Origin of the sequence: Mangrovibacter sp. MFB070 (assembly GCF_000705335.1) — a bacterium.
Classification (GTDB): Bacteria; Pseudomonadota; Gammaproteobacteria; order Enterobacterales; family Enterobacteriaceae; genus Mangrovibacter; species Mangrovibacter plantisponsor.
In genome coordinates, this window is sequence record NZ_JJMI01000015.1 from 26,014 (window position 1) to 47,704 (window position 21,691).

Genomic DNA, 21,691 nt, shown 5'->3' on the forward strand with positions numbered 1-21,691 from the left:
TAGCGGGTCGGCACGGAGATGACAAAATACGTTCGGGTATTGCGGTCTGCCCCGGGACTGTTTTTTACAGCACGTCCAGATAACGTACTTAGGGGAAAATAATGGGAGTAAAAATGGATAATTTATGGAGGCAATCATTATTAAATACATTTATTCAAATAGTTATTTGTAAAATTTTGTCATATTAAAGCCATTATTGTGATCCTGTACGCACACTGTGTCAGTTTGTTCTGCTTATACTTTAGACAAAGGAGGGGGAAGCCCCACCGAACCACTTTTTACCGGAGGTGACATATGAAACGTAAAAACGCTTCGTTACTCGGCAATTTCTTAATGGGGTTTGGTCTCGTGGTGATGGTTGCCGGGGTTGGTGTTTCCGTCCTGAATCAGTTACCTCAATTGAATATTTCTGAGATGCTGGGCCATGGCGCTATTTTTAGTATATTCGCGGGAGCCATACTTTGGCTGGTTGGTGCGCGGGTAAGTGGTCACGAGGCAGTTGCCGACCGCTACTGGTGGGTTCGCCACTTTGATAAGCGTTGCCAGCGTAAACAGCATCGCCACAGCTAAATTGTTCTTAGCTTATTATTATGCGCCCCAGCCTGCTTTCTGGCTGGGGCGCGCTGTTTTATTACACCTGAGTATGCACGATATCTTTTACTGCATCATCAAAACCGGGGAAGAAGGTAAGCTTACCTTCAATCGGTTTCACGCCTGCACGAGCCAGCGTGCGCAGAGGTTGAAAGCCTAACTCACAGATGCGCAACTCTGTTCCTTCAGGTAACCGGCTGATAAACCGCTCAAGGGCTGCAAGCCCGCCAGCATCTAATAGTGTGACACCATACCAGTTGAGCACAATTACGTGTTTACCCGGCAATTGCGCGGTCAGTTGCTCAAAAATGCCATCTGCAGCGGCGAAGAATAACGGGCCAGTGATACGGGTTGCCAGCACGGTATCCGGTAACGGTAAAGTAACGGGCGCCAGGCGGGTCATTTGCGCGATGCGCCGCATAAACAATAGTGATGCAAGCACAATCCCTACGCTGATGGCGATAACCATATCGAACAGTACCGTGAGCGACATACACAGCAACATCACGATAATGTCATCTGGCGGAGCGCGGCGGAATAAGTTAATGACTTTGTGCGCTTCGCTCATGTTCCAGGCAACTATCAGCAGCAACGCGGCCATTGAAGCCAGCGGCAGCCAGGAAAGCCAGGGAGCAAGGAGTAAAATTGCCAGCAATACCAGAATTGCATGGATAATTGCTGCAACAGGTGAAGTTGCCCCGGCACGCACATTAGCGGCAGAACGGGCTATAGCCGCTGTTGCTGTAATCCCCCCAAAGAATGGCGCAATGACGTTACCGAAGCCCTGCCCAAGTAATTCACTGTTGGCATTATGTTTGGTTCCCGTCATACCGTCGAGAACCACGGCGCACAGTAAGGATTCAATAGCTCCCAGCATCGCCATTGAGAATGCTGCAGGCAATAAGGCCTGAACAGTGGACCAGGAAAGCGTAAAGCTGCTGCCTGGCAGAGTCCAGGGGAGCATTAGCTGAGGTAAAACCTGCGGAATACCATTCCCCTGGCTGCCATCGGGCAACAGGTAGTGAAAGCGTGACCCAATTGTTGCTACATCCCCACCCATCATTTTAACCACTGCCATTACCGCGCAACCGGCAACCAGTGCAGGCAAATGACCAGGCAAACGGATCCCTAAACGTGGCCACAAAATTAGCGTACCCAGTGTCACAACCCCTGGCAGGGTATCGCCCCAGTTTAGGGTAGGAAGGGCTGTTATCAGTGCGAAGAGTTTATTCAGGTAATGCTCAGGGACATGGACCAGTGTTAAACCAAAAAAATCTTTGATTTGCATGGTGGCAATGGTGATGGCGATACCCGAAGTGAAACCCAGCGTAACTGGAAGCGGGATGTATTCAATGAGCCGGCCAAAACGAGCCAGCCCAAATAAAATTAAGAAAAAGCCAGAGAGCATAGTGGCAATCAACAAGCCCGCCAGGCCAAATTGCTGCGATACCGGATAGAGAATAACAACGAATGCCGCGGTCGGGCCAGAGACACTAAACCGCGAGCCTCCTGTAATGGCAATCACAATACCGGCAATGGCTGATGTATATAACCCGTATTGCGGAGCAACCCCACTGCCAATGGCAAGTGCCATTGCTAATGGTATGGCTATTATACCAACCGTCAGGCCAGCTAACAGGTCACGGTAAAAACGTGCCAGCGTGTACTTTTGTTGCACGCAAGCTTCTTTTACTGCATAGAACGGCATAAGGTGAGAAAAAATTGATCGTTTCACAATCCAGCACCCAGATGCGCATCACAAGGTGGTCACACCAGTGAAGGAGGCAATTAGTATTACAAAATAAATATGGAACAAAAAAAACCCGCCTGAGCGGGTTTTACGTAAATCACTCTATCAATGTTCAAACATTGCAGAGATTGATTCTTCATTGCTGATGCGGCGAATCGCCTCAGCCAGCATGCCAGACAGGGTAAGAGTACGCACGTTTGGCAGTGCTTTGATTTCCGGTGCCAGAGGAATGGTATCGCACACCACCACTTCATCAATGACGGAATTTTTCAGGTTAGTTACAGCGTTGCCTGAGAAAATCGGGTGAGTGGCATAGGCAAAAACACGTTTTGCACCACGTTCTTTCAGTGCTTCAGCTGCTTTACACAGGGTGCCACCGGTATCGATCATGTCGTCGACCAATACGCAGTCGCGGCCAGCAACATCACCAATGATATGCATTACCTGAGAAACGTTAGCGCGAGGACGACGTTTATCGATAATCGCCATGTCGGTGTCGTTCAGCAGTTTGGCAATGGCGCGGGCACGCACTACGCCGCCGATATCCGGAGAAACCACAATGGGGTTATCCAGTTCCAGTTGCAGCATATCTTCGAGCAGAATCGGGCTGCCGAAAACGTTATCAACCGGGACATCAAAGAAACCCTGAATTTGTTCAGCATGCAGGTCGACGGTCAGAACACGGTCAACACCAACGCTGGACAGGAAGTCAGCAACAACTTTTGCTGTAATAGGAACACGAGCGGAGCGCACGCGACGATCCTGACGGGCATAGCCGAAGTAGGGGATCACGGCGGTAATACGGCCTGCAGATGCACGACGCAGGGCGTCAACCATGACAACCAGCTCCATCAGATTATCGTTGGTGGGAGCACAAGTGGACTGGATGATGAAAATATCACCACCGCGAACATTTTCGTTAATTTGTACACTTACTTCGCCGTCGCTAAAACGACCTACAGCTGCGTCACCGAGAGAAGTATACAGGCGGTTGGCAATACGTTGTGCTAGTTCCGGTGTGGCGTTACCAGCAAAAAGCTTCATATCAGGCACGAGAAGAACCTCAGGCATGCGTCCAGTGTGGGATGGCGAAAGTAACTTATGGGGGCCGTTTTTCACCATCCGGTGTATTAATTAAGCGCAGCATGCAACGTCTGGAACAAGGGTGACGTTGTCACCTGCACTCAGATTCCCCGAAGGCTGCGAAGGAGCGGCGAAAGATTTTGCCCTTTTGCCACAAAACCCTGTAACCATTGCGGGGCTTGCTCAAGAACCTGACGGGCTTCCGCTTCTGTGTTGAATTCAGCATAAACACATGCACCGGTACCAGTCAGGCGCGACGGCGCGTATTCTAACAGCCAGGAAAGCGCTCTATCAACCTCGCCAAAACGTTTTCTTGCGATAACTTCGCAATCATTCTTGAATTCACATTTTAGTAACGTGTCCAGAGACCTTACAGGCGTATTTCTGGGCAACTCCGGGTCAGTAAAAATTAATGGTGTGGATATGCTCACACCAGGGTGAATCACTAAGTACCATTTTTCAGCAGGTGTGGCAGGCGTGAGTACTTCGCCGACACCTTCGGCGAAGGCTGCGTGCCCACGCACAAAAACAGGCACATCTGCACCCAGTTGCAAACCCAGTGTGGCTAATTCATCTTCAGTAAGATTAGCCTGCCAGAGCGCATTTAGTGCAACCAAAACTGTTGCAGCATTGGATGAACCACCGCCAAGGCCGCCACCCATCGGGAGTTTTTTATCAACTGACAACTGCGCGCCACAAGAGGCCGCAATCTGCCCCTTGCTCAGTGCATAGCCTTGCAATAAACGCCCAGCCCGTACCAGCAGGTTCTCTTCTTCAGGCACACCAGCTACCTGTGTTTGTAACTGTATCTGCCCATTATCCGTTACGGTTACCCCAACCGTATCGCCGTAGTCCAGAAACTGAAACAGAGTCTGCAGGTTGTGGTAACCATCCGCACGGCGGCCAGTAATATAGAGAAATAAATTCAGTTTAGCGGGTGCTGGCCACAACGTTGTCATTTAATAATCCAGTTATCCATTTTTAATTTGATACGCTGGTCACCATTAGTTAATTCCATATTGTTGGGCAGCGAAGGCGTCACTTTCGTATTGTAACCGGAATAAGTAACGTGCCAGGTTTTGCCGTTCACTGTGTAATTGAGAGTATTTAACTGATACTGGCTGTCCAGAGTATAGTCAGTTGCATCGCCGGGTAAGCCAACCATCCACTGGCGCAGGCTTTGCAGCGGAATCGACATACCTGTCAGTTTTTCAATCATCTCTTCGGCGTCGTCAGAAACATAACGTTTGCCTTTGTTATCAACCAGAATAACCTGGCCTGGTTGTGCATTCAGCTCCAGCTCTGTACTGCCAAGCGGGTTGGTGAGCAACAGGCGGTATTTATCAGCTCCAGTTTGTTGCCAGAAAAAGCGGGCATAAACTTTTTGCTGCTCTGTAAGGAAAGCGAACGCGCCGCGGGTCTGGTATTGCGTTACTGCTTTAATGGCGTTTTCACGTTGAACCCACTGTGGGGAGTCCGGGCTTTTCCCGGGTTGTTTCGGTGAGTTAAGTGCACAGGCAGTCAGCATCAGGCTGGCAAGCGGGACCAGGCGTAACAGCCGGGCAGAAGAAAAAGTTATCACAATGACATCCCTTTTGTGGTCAGTTGCACGCATGCTATCGCCCACAGGCCATAGCGTCTATGGGCAAGTTGTCATAAATCATGAAATTATCTATTACTCCGAAAGCGGTAGCTTACTTTAATTGATATGACGCATATTGTATGATGCATCCAGAAATCCATAGTGATGTCGGTACTACTCGCCAGAAATGACTCTATTAGCGTTAGGTATTAACCATAAAACAGCCCCAGTCTCTTTGCGGGAACGTGTTTCGTTCACGCCGGAGACCCTTGATCATGCGCTTAATAGCTTGCTTGCGCAGCCAAAGGTACAGGGTGGTGTGGTGTTATCAACGTGCAACCGTACTGAACTGTATTTGAGTGTTGAAGAGCAAAGCGACTTGCAAGAGCAACTGGTGCGCTGGCTGTGTGATTACCATCAACTGAACGAAGCAGATGTTCGCCAAAGCCTGTACTGGCATAAAGATAATGATGCTGTCAGCCATTTAATGCGGGTTGCCAGTGGCCTGGATTCCCTGGTATTGGGTGAACCGCAAATTCTTGGTCAGGTAAAAAAAGCGTTTGCAGATTCACAGCGTGAACACTCTGTGTCTGGCGAGCTGGAAAGAATGTTCCAGAAGTCGTTTTCAGTGGCGAAACGTGTTCGTACCGAAACAGAAATTGGTGCAAGTGCGGTCTCTGTCGCTTTTGCTGCCTGCACGCTTGCCCGGCAAATTTTCGAGTCACTGTCTTCTGTAACCGTTATGCTGGTGGGCGCAGGCGAAACTATTGAGCTGGTCGCACGGCATTTGCGTGAACATAAAGTCAAACAAATGATAATCGCGAATCGTACTAGGGAAAGGGCGCAACTGCTTGCTCAGGAAGTGGGAGCAGAGGTTATCTCTCTTGGCGATGTCGATGAACGGTTATATCAGGCTGATATCATCATCAGTTCTACTGCCAGTCCTTTACCTATTATCGGTAAAGGAATGGTTGAGCGTGCTATGAAAAAACGCCGGAATCAGCCCGTTTTGCTGGTTGACATTGCTGTTCCGCGTGATGTCGAACCAGAAGTCAGCAATGTGCCCAATGCTTACCTCTATAGTGTGGACGACCTTCAGTCCATCATTGAACACAATATGGCACAACGCCAGGCAGCAGCGCAGCAGGCTGAAGCCATTGTTACCCAGGAAACGGGCGAATTTATGTCGTGGCTGCGTGCGCAGAGCGCGACAGAGACAATTCGGGATTTCCGTGCTCATGCTGAGCATGTTCGTGATGATCTGGCTGAACGTGCACTTGCTGCCCTGGCTCAGGGGGAAGATGCCAATGCCGTGGTTCAGGATCTCGCCCGCAAACTGACACAAAAATTAATCCATACCCCAACCAAAGCATTACAGCAGGCCGCCCGCGATGGCGATGAAGAACGCCTGCAACTCCTGCGCAACAGCCTCGGGCTGGATTAGTTCTTTTCTCATTTCTCTTTTTATAAAGGTAATCTTCAATCCATGAAGCCCTCTATTGTTGCCAAACTGGAAGCCCTGGACGAGCGCCATGAAGAAGTTCAGGCGTTACTGGGTGATGCTGCGACTATCGCGGATCAGGATCGTTTTCGCGCACTGTCGCGTGAATATGCTCAACTGGCTGATGTTTCGCGTTGTTTCCAGCAATGGCAGCAAAACGCAGAAGATATTGAAACGGCAGAAAGCCTGCTGAGCGACCCGGAAATGCGCGAAATGGCTCAGGAAGAGTTAGATCAAGCGCGTAAGATGCAGGAAAGCCTGGAGCAACAACTCCAGTTACTGCTGCTGCCTAAAGACCCCGACGATGAACGTAGTGCTTTTGTGGAAGTACGCGCCGGAACAGGGGGGGATGAAGCCGCGATTTTTGCTGGTGACTTATTCCGTATGTACAGCCGCTATGCAGAATCTCGCCGTTGGCAGGTTGAGATAATGAGTGCCAACGACGGTGAGCATGGCGGGTACAAAGAAGTGATTGCCCGGGTGAGTGGCGACGGGGTTTATGGGCGCCTGAAATTTGAGTCTGGCGGTCATCGCGTACAGCGTGTACCGGCTACTGAATCTCAGGGGCGTATTCACACCTCTGCCTGTACTGTTGCGGTTATGCCGGAACTGCCAGAAGCTGAAATGCCAGATATCAACCCCGGGGACTTACGCATTGATACTTTCCGCTCTTCCGGGGCGGGTGGGCAGCACGTTAACACCACTGATTCCGCGATCCGTATCACTCACTTACCAACAGGGATTGTGGTGGAATGTCAGGATGAACGTTCCCAACATAAAAACAAAGCGAAAGCGTTGTCTGTTTTGGGCGCGAGGATCCGGGCACAGGAAGAGTCCCGCCGGCACCAGGAAGAAGCGACAACCCGGCGTAACTTGCTGGGCACAGGCGATCGCTCTGACCGCAACCGGACCTATAATTTTCCGCAGGGAAGGGTGACCGATCACCGAATCAACCTCACTCTTTATCGTCTGGACGAAGTGATGGAAGGTAAGCTGGATATGCTGATTGAGCCTGTGATTCAGGAATACCAGGCAGACCAGCTTGCTGCACTGTCTGAGCAGGAATAATGGACCTTAGTGAATGGCTGGCCCGTGCGGCTGAGCATCTCTGTGACAGCGACAGCCCGCGGCGTGATGCGGAAATATTACTCAGCCACGTAACGGGAAAAGGGCGCACCTTTTTGCTGGCGTTCGGTGAAACCGAGCTCAGCCCGGAACAGTATCAGCAGGCTGAAACACTGCTGGCCCGGCGAAAAAATGGTGAGCCAGTTGCTTATATCCTGGGTGAGCGTGAGTTCTGGTCGCTACCACTTTATGTTTCGCCACACACGCTGATACCGCGCCCGGATACCGAATGCCTGGTCGAGCAGGCTTTGGTGCGCATACCTCCAGAATCATGCCAGGTGTTGGATGCCGGGACGGGAACTGGCGCGATTGCTCTGGCGATTGCCAGTGAACGCCCTGACTGCCAGGTCACCGGTGTGGACCGGGTTCCGGAAGCGGTGGAACTCGCCCGTCGCAACGCTGCCCGCTTGGGTATTTCCAATGTGCAGTTTTTGCAAAGCGACTGGTTTTCCGCAGTCAGCTCGCTGCAATTCAGCCTGGTAGTCAGTAATCCCCCCTATATTGATGAAACAGACGAACATCTTGGGCAGGGCGATGTGCGTTTTGAGCCACGCAGCGCCCTGGTCGCTAAAGACAACGGGCTTGCTGATTTGGCCGAACTGGTGTCTCAGGCCCGGGGCGTACTTATTCCCGGCGGCTGGTTGTTACTCGAGCATGGCTGGAAGCAGGGGGAATCAGTTCGGGCGTTGTTCTGTGCTGCAGGCTATCACCATGTAGAAACTGTTAAAGACTATGGGAATAACGACCGTCTGACTCTTGGGCGCAACGGTATGCCGGAGGAATAATAATGGCTGAGCTGGCCGTGTTACGGGTGCATATTGTTACTTTGTGTATCTCTGTCGGGTTATTTGTATTGCGTTACTGGTGGATGCACAACAACGCGCCAGTCATGCGTAAACGCTGGGTGCGCATTGTCCCGCATATTAACGACACAATACTGCTGGCAAGCGGTGTGGCACTGATGTTGTTAAAGCACCTCTATCCTTTTACCCCACAAGGCGCATGGCTGACTGAAAAGTTATTTGGCGTTATCATTTATATCGTTTTAGGGTTTATTGCGTTAGGCCGCGGGCCGCGCAACCCGCAGATTCGCTGGTTTGCATTTTTGCTGGCACTGGTGGTGCTTTATATCATTTTCCGAATTGCCACCACTCAAGTACCACTGCTGGGGATATTATGAAGTTGTTAGACAATTTCGAGTTCAATCACACCACGTTATGTGATGGTATGATTCTGATTTCTCAATTAATACGCGATGATTTTCCGTCATGGGAAGTACAGCAACAACTCGATACACTGGTTAGCCAGGCGCGTGAAGAGATTAGCATGGGCTGGGACGCTGACCGGCAAATGGAAAAATTGCTTGCCCTGTTTTACGGTGAGTGGGGCTTTAAAGATGCAGGTGGTGTTTACCGTCTGTCCGATGCATTGTGGCTGGACAATGTCCTGAAAAACAGGCAAGGAAGTGCGGTGTCACTGGGCGCGATTTTGCTGTGGCTTGCCGGGCAACTTGCTCTGCCTTTGATGCCGGTTGTTTTCCCCACCCAACTTATCTTGCGGGCGGACTGGATGGACGGCGATATGATGCTGATTAACCCCTTTAATGGTGAGCATCTTGACCGGCACACACTGGATGTCTGGCTGAAAGGGAATATCAGCCCCGTAGCGCAATTATTCGAAGATGATCTCACCGAAGCGGATAATGTGCAGGTTATTAATAAAATGCTCTACACGCTGAAAACTGCGTTGATGGAAGAGCAGCAACTTATTTTGGCACTCAGGGCCAGCGAAGTGTTGTTGCAGTTCAACCCGGAAGACCCGTACGAAATTCGTGACCGTGGGCTGATTTACGCACAACTTGATTGCGAGCATATAGCGCTTAACGACTTAAACTATTTTGTTGAGCAGTGCCCTGAAGACCCGGTAAGCGAAATGATCCGCGCGCAAATAAATACTCTTTCCCGCAAGCAAGTGACGTTGCATTAACGTGCATGCTGTGGCTTAAACCTTCAATAAGGCGAAGATATGAAGCAAAAAGTGGTTAACATTGGTGACATCAGTGTGGCGAATGATCTGCCATTTGTCTTGTTTGGTGGCATGAATGTGCTTGAATCCCGCGACCTGGCGATGCGTATTTGTGAACACTACGTCAAGGTCACCGAAAAACTGGGCATCCCTTACGTTTTTAAAGCGTCATTCGACAAAGCTAACCGCTCATCCATTAATTCATATCGTGGCCCGGGGCTTGATGAAGGGATGAAAATTTTCCAGGAGCTGAAAGCTGCATTTGGTGTGAAAATCATTACTGATGTGCATGAAGCATACCAGGCTCAGCCGGTATCAGAAGTTGTCGATGTGATTCAGCTTCCTGCATTCCTGGCTCGCCAGACAGACCTGGTTGAAGCGATGGCGAAAACGGGCGCAGTGATTAATATTAAAAAGCCGCAGTTTATTAGCCCGGGGCAAGTGGGAAACATCGTTGATAAATTCCGTGAAGGCGGCAATGAAAACGTGATTCTGTGTGACCGCGGCAGTAACTTTGGCTACGACAATTTAGTTGTCGATATGCTGGGCTTTGGTGTTATGAAGAAAGTTTCTGGCAATTCGCCCGTGATTTTTGACGTGACGCACGCATTGCAATGCCGTGACCCATTTGGTGCTGCATCAAGTGGCCGCCGTGCCCAGGTTACTGAACTGGCTCGAGCAGGCATGGCAACAGGTATTGCCGGCTTGTTTATTGAAGCGCATCCGGACCCGGAAAATGCCCGCTGTGATGGCCCGTCAGCATTGCCGCTGGATAAACTGGAACCGTTCCTGGTGCAGATGAAAGCGATTGACGACCTGGTGAAAAGCTTCCCGGAACTGGATACCAGTAACTAAGCTGGTGTTCAAACCAAAAACAAAACCCCGCTACAGCATTGCTGGCGGGGTTTTTTACTGGGGAAATGTCAGGCGAAAATAGTCATCAAATAGGTTATAAACAGGGCCAGGTGTGCGGAGCCATTCAGCACATTGGTTCGCCCGGTAGAGAAAGATACCTGGCATAACACCAGCACTGTCGACATCACCACAATTTCTGGCAACCCGAGAGCGAAAGTGAGTTCGTGCCCGGTGAGCAGAGAAATAATCGTCACGGTCGGCACTGTCAGTGAAATAGTCGCCAGAACAGAGCCAAAGAACAAATTCATTGCCCGTTGAACCTGGTTATTAAGCACTGCTTTGATAGCACCAAGCCCTTCAGGCGACAAAATCAACAGTGCGACCAAAAAGCCAGTGAAGGCAACAGGGGCGTTAAGATGAGTCAGTAATCCCTCCAAAGGAACGGCGTTCAGCTTGGTGACTGAAATAACCGCAACCAGGTGAACGACCAGCCAGCATGCGTGCCAGATATTACTGTGTGCAGAGGGTTTACCATGATGCGGGTCATCATCGTCACTGTCATCTTCGTGTTCATAGACAAATAAGTTCTGATGTGTGCGGGTCTGGATCAGTAAAAAAATGCCATACATTGCTGCCGAGATTAACGCAATAATGAGCATCTGGCCGGTGGTAAAATCACCACCCGGCAACGCTGCCGGAAAGATAAGAACAATGACGGCAAGGGGAAGTATCGCCATTAAATACTGCTTAATGCCATACAGGTTTACGTGCTGGGTAGCAAACTTATTCCCGCCAAGAAGCAGAGAAAAACCAACCAGACCACCCGTGACTATCATAATGATTGAGTAGAGCGTATCCCGCATGAGCGTTGGCGCTGCGTCGCCGGTCGCCATTAATGCGGATATCAGGCTGACCTCCAAAATAACGACAGATAAAGTCAGGATCAGCGAACCAAGGGGTTCCCCCAGGCGATGCGCCAGTACATCTGCATGGCGTACAACACTAAATGCACTAAACAGAATACCCGCAAGGGCAAGAATGTTAATGCCGATTATCGCAGGCAAGTTGGTGGTTGATCCCCAAACAAACAACACACCAACTGCAATTAACGGCATGAGTAGTGATGTTTCTTTATGGCGAGTTTTTACTGCATCCTGGTTTCCCATAACTAACTTCCTTAACGTGGTGGTGCCAATACTGACAGACACAGGCCCGGTATCATGACAGTTGCAGGTGACATAAAGTGGCCCTGGCGTTGAATTATCTTTTTCGGTGTTTTATTGCATTAAAAAACGCTAACTTAACAGAATATCAGGAAAAAATTGTTACATTTACTCTGTTTTACCTGATGATTCTTTCTGAGAACCTGGCGAAGTCTCGCAGTTTCCTCAATATGGTAAGTGGGCTCGTGCCAACGCATTGCTCTGTTTTGATAGTGTATCTGTGTTTTTTTGATTAAGGGCACTGGAGGCGCAGAAAAAAACGCCGATATCAAGTAAAAGCATTACCTCATATTTATGCCTGATTTCGGGTATGTGTTTTGCATAGTTGTTAGCAGAGTGGTTAAGTGGCAGATGACGTAAGCAGAAGCGGCAGGCTTATTTTGAGGTGGTTTGTTGGTTCTGTGCAGTGGCTGTAGGAGGGTATCGTGTTAACGCGAGATTTTTTATTAAAAGCAGATTGCCGTACCGCATTCGGTGATATTGACGAAACACTATTGTGGACAGGTGAACAGCGGGAAGCGTCACTATGTGAAACGCTGGCACGCCGCCCCGGCCGTGGCCCTGTGTGGGTCTTTGGTTACGGTTCTTTGATGTGGAATCCCGCGTTTGAATTTGATGATGCCCGCGCCGGGAGGTTAACTGGCTGGCACCGTGCATTTTGTTTACGCCTTACCGCAGGGCGCGGAACCGCCTGTAAACCCGGCAGAATGCTGGCGCTACGGGAAGGCGGTGAAACCGTAGGTATGGCCTTCCGCATTCCAGAAAATGAACTGGATGCCGAGTTACCACTACTCTGGAAAAGGGAAATGATAACCGGGTGTTATTTGCCAACCTGGTGCCATATTGCCCTGGATGATGGGCGCGAAATTGATGCGCTGGTATTCATAATGGATTCCCGGCACCCGTTGTTTGAAGGCGATACCCGGCCAGAAGTGATTGCGCCTTTAATTGCCGGAGCCAGTGGCCCACTGGGAACCAACGCCCAATATTTGTTTTCCCTTGCACAGCAGTGCCAGAAAATGGGTATTGTTGACGAGAGTATGGAACGGCTTAATCACCTGGTTCAGCAGTTGCACCAGCCTGGTGCTTAAACGCTTTGCCAGTGCAGCAAAATGCCGGGTTTTACCCCGGCACTGAACACATAACAAGCCAGTAAAACAAATTGCTGATTACGCGGGTACGTAGCTAATCGCATGCTCAAGCGACTGGCTGTGGCTGTCAATCAGCACATTCCAGATACCGCTAAAAGGTACGGCGAGGTAAGCAGTATTGCGGTTTTGAACGCTCATGATTTCTGCATCAATCCCGGTCTGCTCGCAATCATTCGCACTCAGATGAATGTGACAATTGTCTGAACAACGTACTACGACAGTATCGCCGCCAAACAGTTTTAAAGTTGTTTTTACCACAGCCATTGTTAGTTGACCCCATCAGAATAAATTAACAGACCTCCTTGTCTGATTAGTCCCCCTTGATACGTGAGTTTGCTCACAAATCACTCATCTCATAACACCAAAGAGTCCGTGAGGAATTTCTGATTTTGATCAAATAAAAATGCAATGCTTAAACTTTAATTACAAAATGCTTGAATCAATTCAGCCAGCGCAAAATATCACCAACGACCGGCTGAATAACGTTATTTAATTCGGAACAGGCTTGCTGTTTCCGCCAGTTCACCGGCCTGCATTTGCAGAGCATCCGCCGCAGCAGCGGATTCGACGACCAGCTCAGCATTTTGCTGTACCATTTGATCAAGGCGAGTGACAGCCTGGTTAATCTCCTGAATTCCAAGCATTTGTTCGCTGGTGGCAATGGTAATTTCACGCATAATTCCCGACACATTGGTGATGCCGCCTGATACTTCCTCCATGCTGTCACCTGCCAGTCTTACAAAATGCGCACCACTTTCAACACACTGTGTTGTATCGTCAATCAGTGATTTTATCTCTTTTGCCGCCTGAGCGCTGCGCTGTGCAAGGCTACGCACTTCACCGGCTACTACGGCAAACCCACGCCCTTGTTCTCCGGCTCGCGCCGCTTCCACAGCAGCATTCAATGCCAGAATGTTGGTCTGGAAAGCAATACCATCAATGACACTGGTAATTTGCCCTATACGCTGGGATGCATCTTCAATCTGTTGCATGGTGGAGATTGCCTGGGCGACAACTTCACCACCACGCCCGGCAGCCTGAGATGCAGAGGATGCCTGTTGGTTGGCCTGTGCAGCCGCATCGGTTGAGTGGGAAACTGATGCAGAAATTTGTTCAACGGCACTGGCGGTTTCTCGCAGGCTGGATGCGGCCTGCTCGGTGCGTGTCGACAGGTCCTGATTACCCGCGGCAATTTCATTGGCGGCAATTTTAACTGAAGCACTGGATTCGCGAATTTGTTCCATTGCTCCGGCCAGCTTGTCACAGAATGCGTTAAAAGCATGGGCAATCTGAGACACTTCATCATTGCCGGTATCCGGCAGCCGTTGAGAAAGGTCGTTGGTACCACTACTGATTGAGCCCATAGCGTCACGAATAGAAGACAAGCGCTTCAATACTGTTGAAACCAACATATGCACTAAACCAGCAGAAATGACAGCCAGCACCAGCAAAGCAAAAGCTGAAGCTTTTAACAGCGCTCGCATACCGGCTGTTGCATCTTGTTTATCCAGCGCAACCACCAGATACCATTGCGTGCCACCAACCTGTTGCGCCGCCAAATATTTGCTCGCTTCGCCAATGCTCCCTTGTTCCAGTGTTTTGGCCTGGCGTAGTGTGGCAAATGGAATACCGGTAACCAGGCTGTCAAATGGTTTCAGTGCCAGCTCAGCTTTAGCGGCGGCAATCAAAGTTCCATCTTCGTTGACCAGCATGCCTGAACTGTTGGCCGTTGGGTGAATGCTACGAACGTTATCAACAACCGTATCCATGGAGACATCGCCGGCAACCACTGCTTTTATCTGCCCGTCTGCGCTAACCGGGACGGCGAAAGACACCACCAGTTTACCGGTGCCTGCATCAACATAAGGTGCAGTGACAATTGGCGCACTGGCCGCAACGGCTTGTTTATACCAGGGGCGCCCGGTTGGGTCATAATCCGCTGGCACGCCGGTTGGATCGGTAAACTTCGCAGTTCTGTTGGCATACCCAACATACACGTTAGTAAAACCGCCAGCAGTTGCGATTTGCCGGAAAAACGGCAGCGGGTCATTTTGTAATGCTACTGATTGCAGGGAAGAAATCATGGTCAGTTTACTGCTGACCCAGTCACGGATTGCCAGCGCATGGCTGTCTGCTGTGCTCTGCAAAATTTGGTTATTTTGGTTGATGTTGTCCTTACGGGTGACCTGGTAGTTAATGACCGTGTTTAATATCAGGGCAATAACTAAGCATCCTGTTGCAGCCAGCAAAATACGTGCACGAATTGAACTTATCATTTTGGTTGACCTTTACTGCGTTGTTTTGCCAGTTATCGGCCAACCTTAATTGAAACTTGAGACCACCTAAGTGGTATACCCGACCAGCACAGACTCAGAATGTCAGAACTTTATCGGCTTCCAGTGTCCATTTGGCCAGTTCAACCAGAGTGCCAATCTCTATACCGTCAATCAGAGGCAACGCGCTGACACCGCGCCCGTCTGCGCAGGTTTTACATAAACGCACCGGAATGTTTTGCGCGGTCAGGATCTCCAGCATTTGCTGAATATTGTAGCCTTCTGCCGGGTGCTGCTGGCGCAGACCTGCCGTAACGGCATCAGACATCAAAAAAAGTTGGAGTACTGGCTGCGGTTGTTGCTCACTCAGTGCAATTGCCAGACGCAGGCAGTTAAACAGCGACTCACTGCCATAAGCAGCACCATTTGCAATCAGGGTTATCTTTTGCATAACACTTCCCTCTGGTTCAGGCATTGTTTCTGGAATTATCTGTATGGCATGATGATAGTAGTTACCTGTAAGCTGGTACATTGATGTTGAGTCATAAAAACGAAGTCTCTTCCCTTATTTTTAAAGCGGGTATAACGGGCTGAATGATAGTTGTAACTGATTAATGCGTTTTTATTCTTTTTTCTGTACTACGTTTTTGCTTGTTGATCTTGCTTGTTGGGCAGGCAATGCAGGCGCAGCGAGTGATACCGTTTCTACGGGGTCACAGAGTGTTACTGCCGGGGAAAACTTACCCGACCTGGGCGGTACTACTACCTCTCAAAGTGAATTTGAACAAACACTTTCTCAATATTTGAAAGGGCTGAGTTCAGCGAACGATACCTCCACTGATGATTCATCCGCTATTTTCAAAGACTGGGCATTTGATAATGCGCGTGATTACGTTTCTTCCCGGGTGGCAAAAGAAGCGCAAAGCCTGCTTGCTCCGGCAGGCCAGGCAAGTTTCAGTCTGTTGGTCGATCAGGACGGAAATTTTGCCGGTACTCAGGGGGCGTTGTTTACTCCCTGGAATGAAGATGCACAAGGCCTGACATGGACACAACTGAGTATCAGCGACCAGGATGAAGGCGTAGTGGGCAATGCCGGAATAGGGCAACGCTGGAATCAGGGTAACTGGCTGGTTGGTTATAACTCGTTTTATGATTTATTAATGCACGGGCACGAACAACGTGGTGGGCTGGGTGCTGAGCTCTGGGGACAGTCTCTGCGTCTTTCAGCGAATTATTACTACCCCCTGACTGGGTGGCATAACAGCAGTACCACCCGCAGCCGCAGGCTGGCACGGGGTTATGATATCAACGCCCGTGCATGGTTACCTTTCTATCACCATATCAGTACTACAGTAAGCTTTGAGCAATATTTTGGCCAGCACGTTGACTTGTTCGACAGTGGTACTGGTTACCATAACCCTTATGCGGTTAATGTCGGGCTTAACTATACCCCTGTGCCACTACTGACCTTAACGGCTCAACATAAGCAGGGTGAAAATGGTGAAGTGCAAAACAACCTGGGGCTTAAGGTTAACTACCGGTTTGGTGTGACGCTGGACCGGCAACTCTCTGCCGATGAAGTGGCAACAGTGCAGTCTTTACGTGGAAGCCGCTATGATGCGCCGGAGCGAAATAACATTCCGGTACTGGAATATAAGCAACGTAAAACATTAAGTGTCTGGCTGGCTACACCGCCGTGGGATCTCCAGGCGGGTGAGACTGTAAGCCTCAAGATTGAACTGCGGAACCGTTACGGTATTCGTAATATCAGCTGGCAGGGCGATACCCAGGCACTTAGCCTGACAGCGCCTACAAAACGGCGCGATACCACTGGCTGGACGGTAATAATGCCGCAGTGGAACGATGCTGAAGGCGCCACTAATCAGTGGCGGTTGTCAGTTATTATCGAAGACACAAAAGGGCAGAAAGTCACTTCAAACTGGATAACGCTTAAACTTACACCACCGGTAACAGCAGATATTCCAGGTAATTCAACAGAATACAAGCTGCTGCCCGAAGAGAATTAAAAAACTCTGTCCTGGTGCACCCACACTGCGGCCTCAACCCGTGATTTGAGTTTCATCTTTTTCAGCAGATGCTTAACATGAACCTTCACGGTACTTTCAGTGATATCAAGCTGGCGGGCTATCAACTTGTTGGGTAAGCCCTGTGCTATCAGCCGTAAAATATCCTGTTCCCTGGGAGTAAGCTGGTTTACATCACGCTCAGTGCCGTTTCGGCTGTTGCGTAAACTGGCCGCGAGGATGGGAGTCAGCGTGTCACTTAATACCATTTCACCGGCCGCTGCCTGTTGTAAGGCCACCAGTAACTCTTCAGGTTCCATATCTTTGAGTAAATAGCCGTCAGCTCCACGTTTCAGTGCCTGGACGACATCCTCTTCGAGATTAGACACGGTAAAGACAACAATACGGCCGGAGAGAGATTTTTGGCGCAAATGGTCCAACGTTTCCAGTCCGTTCATTCCTGGCATATTCAGATCCAGCAGAATCAAATCCGGATCCAGAGATTCTGCCATGGCTATTCCTTGCTCACCGCTGCTGGCTTCCCCAATAACCTGAATATCGGGGGCAAGGCCAATCAGTTGCTTTACGCCGCGTCTTAGCATGGGGTGATCATCAATCAACAGAATAGTTGCGGGTTCCTCAGCCATTGTTTTCTCCACATAATCGTCCAATGAACAAGCGCTTAAAGCCAGTTTAGCACCGGATTGAAAACCTGCCGGGTTCCGTACTGAAGTTTCTGGAGAGTTGTGACTGTGAGTTTATTCTGATGAACCCGGGGAATGACGCTTGCTTGCCCGGAAATGTACGGTAATTTCAGTGCCACCAGAAGCCGGTGACTGAAGGGAGAATGTCGCGTTCAGGCTTTGCGCGCGGTCGCGCATAATCAAAACACCATAGTGGCTATTATCACTGATGTTCTCAGGGATACCGGCACCGTTATCAAACAGTGTCAGTGTCACCCAGCCATTATTTTCTTCTACTGTGATACTCGCGGCGGTTGCATTGGCATGGCGTACAACATTGCTTAATCCTTCACGCACTATATGAATCAGGTGGAGTATTTGGTGTTCAGCAATATGCGAAGAGACACCTTGCCAGTTGAGTGAAACGGCAAAACCCAGACGCTGGCTGAAATCTTCACAGCAATCTTCCAGTGCCGTCTTCAGACCAGGTTCGTTCAGGTTCAGGCGGAAAGTGCTCAGTAACTGGCGCATCTGCACCCATGAACTGTTCAATTCATGGCGTATTTGGCCGACAAGTGTCTGAGCGTCGTTGTCCAGCGTATTGCCCTGCATTTGTAATACACCAACCTGCATCTTCATACTGGATAGTGATTGTGCCAGAGAATCATGCAGGTTTTTGGCAAGGTCTGATTGCTCCTGCATAAGAAGAAATTGCTGTTGCTGTGCCTGCTGTTGCTCAATTGCGAGAACGGCTGTAATACCCGCTGCGACAGTTTCAATTAATTGAGAATGTTCGCCTGATAACTCCTGGGTATCAGGCAACTCACCGAGCAAAATTCCGTAAAAATGCTGGCGATTATGTAAGCGCCAGCATAGCGGAGTACCCGCTACCGGAGCCGGGTTCACATCACGTGGGCAGTTAAGGCAATCAGTTTCTTGTTGGGCTGTGTAACTGACTTCGTAATAGTGCTGATTTTCATCATGTTCATAAATACGCAGTTGTAAATTTATCAACGGCGTGACTGACTGCAATTCAAATAAAATACTGGGTATGCGCTGGCAAACAGGCCCTTCACTATTAAGTACCAGGTTAATCCGCTGAAGAACCGTTGCGTTATTAATAAATGAGGCAGTCTCTGGGGAGAATAACTGCGTGGGTGGCGTATTTTTACTTGCATGGCGGGTGATACGCCATTGCATGATGATTAGCACGACGAGTAAGGCAAGCATTACCGCAAGGCATTTTTGAATCAATATAGCCTGCTTGATGTGCTTCGCGGTATGTATGTCAAAAACCCGGTTAAGGGCGGTTACTTTTTCTGCGAAGACTTCAAGTTGCGGGGTGGCAGCCTGAGGAGACGTAGCAGACAACAGAGCAGGGAGCAGTGAGGTACGCCACTCTGCCTGTAACATATCCAGTTGATGTTTTTGGTTGTCATGGCGGGCTGCGTTACCAAGGGTGGTAGAAAACAAAATACTCTGGATTTCAGCCAGTCTGCGGCTGTTGGTTTCAGTCACAGGTATTAAGGGCAGTAGTTGCCAGGTTTTAGTATGAATAATGTCTGTTGTTTTAATCCCGGATTTGCTGGTGGCGATTTCCTGGCTTAGCCATACGCATGTGGCCATTCCGGTCGCGCCGAGCACAGCCAGCAGCATAATCAGCGGCACCATAAACTGGCGCAGCTTTGTGCTTACACGGGGAACGGACATAAACAGTGGCCTCAGCATGAACATCAACTGTGTATGATTGTGAATGATATTGTCGCTATCACCCATACCCCGGAAGAGTTATGTTCATGGACAAAAATCGGTAGCGCAGTATTTATTTTAGTGGCAATTAGTGCAGTAGTTATCTGAAAAATAATATGATTTTAATTTTTAAACTGAGTTAATTTTCCTTAAATAATCTTAAGGAAAATATCAAAATATGATGAGTATCACGTTAAGTCTGCGGAGTGTTACTCGTGTCGAACCTTAGTCGAAGCTTCTCATCCTTCCCCGTGCTGAAGAATATGCAAAAATATTTATTGGGGTTTAATAAGGATGAATTGGCGAGGATGGTGGTGGGGGAAGGATTCGAACCTTCGAAGTCGATGACGGCAGATTTACAGTCTGCTCCCTTTGGCCGCTCGGGAACCCCACCAAATTGTAGAAAACTAACCAACGATTAAAACTAAACTCGACACCCGTCACTTAACATTCAAGTGAAGATGGTGGTGGGGGAAGGATTCGAACCTTCGAAGTCGATGACGGCAGATTTACAGTCTGCTCCCTTTGGCCGCTCGGGAACCCCACCACTGGCCTGCTTCCTGATTAGGAAGCGGGGCGCATAATATCAAATGAAACGGCGCTGTAAAGCCCCGTTTTCATGAAAATGAACTGTTTGCATGCTTTTTGCCCATAAAGCATTAAAACCAAACAGTTCATTATTAGTAGTCAGAGAATAATTGTACGGTTACCGTAAACAAAGACACGCTGAGACAGCACTTTATCCAGAGCACGGCTCAGCACATTCTTTTCAACATCCCGTCCGGCTTTCATCATTTCTTCTGCGGTGAAGGTATGATCAACATTAATCACATCCTGCATAATGATTGGGCCTTCATCCAGGTGGTCATTAACATAGTGGGCGGTGGCACCAATTATCTTAACACCACGCTCATAGGCCTGGTGGTATGGACGGGCACCAATAAATGCCGGCAGGAAGGAGTGGTGAATATTGATGATTTTATTTGAGAAGCGCGAGACAAACGAAGGCGTCAATACACGCATATATTTAGCCAGAACCACATAATCAGGCTCATGAGCTTCAATGGCATCAGCCATCAGTTTATCGTGCTCTTCACGTGTCACACCTTCGTGGCTAACCAGTTCAAAAGGAATATCGAAGCGTTCGACCAGCGTGCGCAAAGTGTCGTGGTTACCAATTACGGCTGCAATTTCTACATCCAGGCCACCAAATGATGCTTTCATCAGCAGGTCACCAAGACAATGGGCTTCTTTGGTAACCAAAATGACGATGCGGCGGCGCCCGGCAGGGTTGAGTTCGCGCACAGAACCTTCTGGTAAGGCACTGTCTAAATCAGCCAGTAAAGTGACATCATTAAATATACCTTCCAGCTCGGTACGCATAAAAAATCGCCCGGTACGATGGTCCACGAACTCATTATTGTGAACAATATTAAGTTCGTGCTTATAGCAAATGTTGGTAATACGGGCGATAAGACCTTTCTGGTCGGGACAAATAGTTCTCAGTACTTTTCGTTGTAGCGCTTGCATCGCAAGGTCAATCCTGTTGAATGGTGTTTGCATAAATGAGTATTGTTAGTGCGAATCAGCGACCACAACACTTCTTGAATTTTTTCCCGGAGCCACAAGGGCACGGGTCATTGCGACCAAACTCAGGCCGCGTTCCGTCAATATAATACCACTGACCGTTTTGATTTAAGAACCTGGAACGTTCAATTATTGCGCTGTCATGTTGCTTATCACGATAACGGGCGACAAAACTAACAAAACCTTCATTGTCATGGTTGCCTTTTTGTGTGGCAAAAATAGTCAACCCCAACCACTCTGTTTGTTCAAAACCCGCCAGTAAATCATGACGTAACTGCTCTGCATGGCAATCCGGATGCCAGGTATTAATGAGGTAATCCGCATTTTTAAGCACAAAAGCACAATAGCGAGAGCGCATTAATTGTTCCGGTGTTTGTGCAACCGCGCTACCGGCCAGGAAGGGGCCGCAACATGCGCTATACTCCAAACCGCTATGACAAAGACATTCCGATGACACAAAACACTCCTGTTTTAAACATACATTCACAA

The 21,691-nt window shown here is 49.2% G+C and carries 21 protein-coding genes and 2 tRNA genes; 9 read left to right on the plus strand and 14 right to left on the minus strand.

The window, feature by feature from the left end; genetic code table 11:
- The first annotated feature begins 294 nt into the window (after nt 1–294).
- Nucleotides 295–570, plus strand: a complete 276-nt coding sequence (gene ychH / locus DT73_RS05590; protein WP_036105245.1) for a stress-induced protein YchH — start codon at nt 295–297, stop codon at nt 568–570.
- Between the two features lie 61 nt (nt 571–631).
- Here the strand turns inward: ychH and dauA are convergent, their stop codons facing one another.
- The 4 genes from dauA to lolB all read right to left on the minus strand — a co-directional run bounded on the left by dauA (nt 632) and on the right by lolB (nt 5,003).
- Nucleotides 632–2,326 (minus strand): C4-dicarboxylic acid transporter DauA, encoded by a 1,695-nt coding sequence (gene dauA, locus DT73_RS05595; protein ID WP_072006905.1) that lies wholly within the window; start codon nt 2,324–2,326, stop codon nt 632–634.
- A gap of 120 nt (nt 2,327–2,446) precedes the next feature.
- Nucleotides 2,447–3,394 carry a ribose-phosphate diphosphokinase gene (gene prs, locus DT73_RS05600; protein WP_146211492.1) on the minus strand — a complete coding sequence of 316 codons (948 nt, stop codon included), beginning with the start codon at nt 3,392–3,394 and terminating at the stop codon, nt 2,447–2,449.
- A gap of 131 nt (nt 3,395–3,525) precedes the next feature.
- Nucleotides 3,526–4,383 carry a 4-(cytidine 5'-diphospho)-2-C-methyl-D-erythritol kinase gene (gene ispE, locus DT73_RS05605; RefSeq protein ID WP_036105251.1) on the minus strand — a complete coding sequence of 286 codons (858 nt, stop codon included), beginning with the start codon at nt 4,381–4,383 and terminating at the stop codon, nt 3,526–3,528.
- Nucleotides 4,380–5,003, minus strand: a complete 624-nt coding sequence (gene lolB / locus DT73_RS05610; protein ID WP_036105544.1) for a lipoprotein insertase outer membrane protein LolB — start codon at nt 5,001–5,003, stop codon at nt 4,380–4,382. Before lolB ends, ispE begins: the two co-directional genes overlap by 4 nt.
- 190 nt (nt 5,004–5,193) lie before the next feature.
- Between lolB and hemA the strand changes: the two genes are divergently transcribed.
- Genes hemA through kdsA form a run of 6 tightly spaced genes read left to right on the plus strand, consistent with a single transcriptional unit; the run spans nt 5,194 to nt 10,512 of the window.
- Nucleotides 5,194–6,450 (plus strand): glutamyl-tRNA reductase, encoded by a 1,257-nt coding sequence (hemA, locus tag DT73_RS05615; protein ID WP_036105254.1) that lies wholly within the window; start codon nt 5,194–5,196, stop codon nt 6,448–6,450.
- A 42-nt stretch (nt 6,451–6,492) separates the two neighbouring features.
- Nucleotides 6,493–7,575, plus strand: coding sequence for a peptide chain release factor 1 (gene prfA / locus DT73_RS05620; RefSeq protein WP_036105257.1), 1,083 nt, complete (start codon nt 6,493–6,495; stop codon nt 7,573–7,575).
- Nucleotides 7,575–8,417, plus strand: coding sequence for a peptide chain release factor N(5)-glutamine methyltransferase (gene prmC / locus DT73_RS05625; RefSeq protein WP_036105260.1), 843 nt, complete (start codon nt 7,575–7,577; stop codon nt 8,415–8,417). Before prfA ends, prmC begins: the two co-directional genes overlap by 1 nt.
- A 2-nt stretch (nt 8,418–8,419) precedes the next feature.
- Nucleotides 8,420–8,812: a SirB2 family protein gene (locus DT73_RS05630; protein WP_036105262.1), complete on the plus strand. Its 393-nt coding sequence runs from the start codon at nt 8,420–8,422 to the stop codon at nt 8,810–8,812.
- Nucleotides 8,809–9,618, plus strand: coding sequence for an invasion regulator SirB1 (gene sirB1, locus DT73_RS05635; RefSeq protein WP_036105265.1), 810 nt, complete (start codon nt 8,809–8,811; stop codon nt 9,616–9,618). Before DT73_RS05630 ends, sirB1 begins: the two co-directional genes overlap by 4 nt.
- A gap of 39 nt (nt 9,619–9,657) precedes the next feature.
- A complete protein-coding gene (kdsA, locus tag DT73_RS05640; RefSeq protein ID WP_036105268.1) occupies nt 9,658–10,512 on the plus strand; it encodes a 3-deoxy-8-phosphooctulonate synthase in 855 nt (284 codons plus the stop codon).
- A 68-nt stretch (nt 10,513–10,580) separates the two neighbouring features.
- On the opposite strand, the gene chaA is transcribed toward kdsA, so the two are convergent.
- Complete coding sequence (gene chaA, locus DT73_RS05645; RefSeq protein ID WP_036105272.1) at nt 10,581–11,678, minus strand: sodium-potassium/proton antiporter ChaA; 1,098 nt, start codon at nt 11,676–11,678, stop codon at nt 10,581–10,583.
- A 482-nt stretch (nt 11,679–12,160) separates the two neighbouring features.
- On the opposite strand from chaA, the gene DT73_RS05655 reads away from it, so the two are divergent.
- Nucleotides 12,161–12,826 (plus strand): gamma-glutamylcyclotransferase, encoded by a 666-nt coding sequence (locus tag DT73_RS05655; RefSeq protein ID WP_036105279.1) that lies wholly within the window; start codon nt 12,161–12,163, stop codon nt 12,824–12,826.
- 78 nt (nt 12,827–12,904) lie between these two features.
- Here DT73_RS05655 and DT73_RS05660 read toward each other — a convergent pair whose 3' ends face one another.
- The 3 genes from DT73_RS05660 to DT73_RS05670 form a co-directional block, all read right to left on the minus strand.
- Nucleotides 12,905–13,150: a hypothetical protein gene (locus DT73_RS05660; RefSeq protein ID WP_036105281.1), complete on the minus strand. Its 246-nt coding sequence runs from the start codon at nt 13,148–13,150 to the stop codon at nt 12,905–12,907.
- A gap of 221 nt (nt 13,151–13,371) precedes the next feature.
- Nucleotides 13,372–15,162, minus strand: a complete 1,791-nt coding sequence (locus DT73_RS05665; RefSeq protein ID WP_036105284.1) for a methyl-accepting chemotaxis protein — start codon at nt 15,160–15,162, stop codon at nt 13,372–13,374.
- A gap of 94 nt (nt 15,163–15,256) precedes the next feature.
- Nucleotides 15,257–15,610 (minus strand): DsrE/DsrF/TusD sulfur relay family protein, encoded by a 354-nt coding sequence (locus DT73_RS05670; RefSeq protein WP_036105545.1) that lies wholly within the window; start codon nt 15,608–15,610, stop codon nt 15,257–15,259.
- Between the two features lie 163 nt (nt 15,611–15,773).
- On the opposite strand from DT73_RS05670, the gene DT73_RS05675 reads away from it, so the two are divergent.
- Complete coding sequence (locus DT73_RS05675) at nt 15,774–17,186, plus strand: YchO/YchP family invasin (protein ID WP_072006906.1); 1,413 nt, start codon at nt 15,774–15,776, stop codon at nt 17,184–17,186.
- On the opposite strand, the gene narL is transcribed toward DT73_RS05675, so the two are convergent.
- From narL to DT73_RS05705, 6 genes are all read right to left on the minus strand, one after another.
- Entirely contained in the window at nt 17,183–17,830 is a 648-nt protein-coding gene (gene narL / locus DT73_RS05680; protein WP_036105287.1) for a two-component system response regulator NarL, read from the minus strand. The genes DT73_RS05675 and narL overlap by 4 nt on opposite strands.
- 111 nt (nt 17,831–17,941) lie before the next feature.
- Nucleotides 17,942–19,576: a histidine kinase gene (locus DT73_RS25090; RefSeq protein ID WP_160173959.1), complete on the minus strand. Its 1,635-nt coding sequence runs from the start codon at nt 19,574–19,576 to the stop codon at nt 17,942–17,944.
- A gap of 348 nt (nt 19,577–19,924) precedes the next feature.
- Nucleotides 19,925–20,009: transfer RNA gene (locus tag DT73_RS05690), tRNA-Tyr, on the minus strand.
- Between the two features lie 68 nt (nt 20,010–20,077).
- Nucleotides 20,078–20,162: transfer RNA gene (locus DT73_RS05695), tRNA-Tyr, on the minus strand.
- A gap of 140 nt (nt 20,163–20,302) precedes the next feature.
- Nucleotides 20,303–21,145 (minus strand): formyltetrahydrofolate deformylase, encoded by an 843-nt coding sequence (purU, locus tag DT73_RS05700; RefSeq protein ID WP_036105290.1) that lies wholly within the window; start codon nt 21,143–21,145, stop codon nt 20,303–20,305.
- Nucleotides 21,146–21,200: 55 nt separating this feature from the next.
- Nucleotides 21,201–21,659 carry a YchJ family protein gene (locus tag DT73_RS05705; protein ID WP_036105293.1) on the minus strand — a complete coding sequence of 153 codons (459 nt, stop codon included), beginning with the start codon at nt 21,657–21,659 and terminating at the stop codon, nt 21,201–21,203.
- Nucleotides 21,660–21,691 lie beyond the last annotated feature (32 nt).

Excerpts from the sequence above, each read along its gene's own strand:
- ispE (WP_036105251.1), bottom strand. The coding sequence starts at position 4,383 with ATGACAACGTTGTGGCCAGCACCCGCTAAACTGAATTTATTTCTCTAT.
- purU (WP_036105290.1), bottom strand. The coding sequence starts at position 21,145 with ATGCAAGCGCTACAACGAAAAGTACTGAGAACTATTTGTCCCGACCAG.
- chaA (WP_036105272.1), bottom strand. The coding sequence starts at position 11,678 with ATGGGAAACCAGGATGCAGTAAAAACTCGCCATAAAGAAACATCACTA.
- hemA (WP_036105254.1), top strand. The coding sequence starts at position 5,194 with ATGACTCTATTAGCGTTAGGTATTAACCATAAAACAGCCCCAGTCTCT.
- DT73_RS05675 (WP_072006906.1), top strand. The coding sequence starts at position 15,774 with ATGCGTTTTTATTCTTTTTTCTGTACTACGTTTTTGCTTGTTGATCTT.
- narL (WP_036105287.1), bottom strand. The coding sequence starts at position 17,830 with ATGGCTGAGGAACCCGCAACTATTCTGTTGATTGATGATCACCCCATG.
- DT73_RS25090 (WP_160173959.1), bottom strand. The coding sequence starts at position 19,576 with ATGTCCGTTCCCCGTGTAAGCACAAAGCTGCGCCAGTTTATGGTGCCG.
- prmC (WP_036105260.1), top strand. The coding sequence starts at position 7,575 with ATGGACCTTAGTGAATGGCTGGCCCGTGCGGCTGAGCATCTCTGTGAC.
- DT73_RS05665 (WP_036105284.1), bottom strand. The coding sequence starts at position 15,162 with ATGATAAGTTCAATTCGTGCACGTATTTTGCTGGCTGCAACAGGATGC.
- sirB1 (WP_036105265.1), top strand. The coding sequence starts at position 8,809 with ATGAAGTTGTTAGACAATTTCGAGTTCAATCACACCACGTTATGTGAT.
- ychH (WP_036105245.1), top strand. The coding sequence starts at position 295 with ATGAAACGTAAAAACGCTTCGTTACTCGGCAATTTCTTAATGGGGTTT.
- kdsA (WP_036105268.1), top strand. The coding sequence starts at position 9,658 with ATGAAGCAAAAAGTGGTTAACATTGGTGACATCAGTGTGGCGAATGAT.
- DT73_RS05670 (WP_036105545.1), bottom strand. The coding sequence starts at position 15,610 with ATGCAAAAGATAACCCTGATTGCAAATGGTGCTGCTTATGGCAGTGAG.
- prfA (WP_036105257.1), top strand. The coding sequence starts at position 6,493 with ATGAAGCCCTCTATTGTTGCCAAACTGGAAGCCCTGGACGAGCGCCAT.
- DT73_RS05660 (WP_036105281.1), bottom strand. The coding sequence starts at position 13,150 with ATGGCTGTGGTAAAAACAACTTTAAAACTGTTTGGCGGCGATACTGTC.
- DT73_RS05630 (WP_036105262.1), top strand. The coding sequence starts at position 8,420 with ATGGCTGAGCTGGCCGTGTTACGGGTGCATATTGTTACTTTGTGTATC.